The organism is Streptomyces mabaensis, assembly GCF_053763515.1.
This window is the reverse complement of record NZ_JBSOPZ010000093.1, coordinates 1-526: the sequence shown is the minus strand read 5'-3', so window position 1 is coordinate 526 and position 526 is coordinate 1. Positions and strand designations below refer to the sequence as shown.

Below are 526 nucleotides of genomic sequence, written 5' to 3'. Positions count from 1 at the left end.
TCGACGTCGCCACCGCCGAAGACGGCGCCGGCTGGCTCGCCTTCCTGCGCTCGCTCATCGCCCGCGGGCTGTCCGGCGTCCAGCTCGTCATCTCCCACGCCCACGCCGGCCTCGTCGACGCGATCGGAGCGGTCCTGCCCGGAGCATCGTGGCAGCGTTGCCGCACCCACTACGCCCGCAACCTGCTCAGCCAGGCCCCAAAGTCGGCTCAGCCCTGGGTGGCCACCTTGCTGCGGACCGTCTTCGAACAGCCCGACAGCAACGCCGTCCAGGCCCAGATGCGGCACGTCCTCGATGCCCTGGACGCCAAGTTCCCCAAGGCGGCTGAGCACCTTGATGCCGCCCAGCACGATCTCCTGGCGTTCACCGCGTTCCCGCGTGAGATCTGGCGGCAGATCTGGTCCAACAACCCGCAAGAACGCCTCAACAAGGAGATCCGGCGCCGCACCGACGTGGTCGGCATCTTCCCCGACCGCACCGCCGTGATCCGCCTGGTCGGCGCGGTCCTCGCCGAGCAGAACGACGA

Annotated in this window: 1 protein-coding gene; it reads left to right on the top strand. The window is 69.6% G+C overall.

What is annotated here, in order from left to right:
* Positions 1–526, top strand: a 526-nt coding sequence (locus tag ACWV17_RS33855) for an IS256 family transposase (protein ID WP_455362673.1), incomplete at both ends; no start/stop codon positions are given.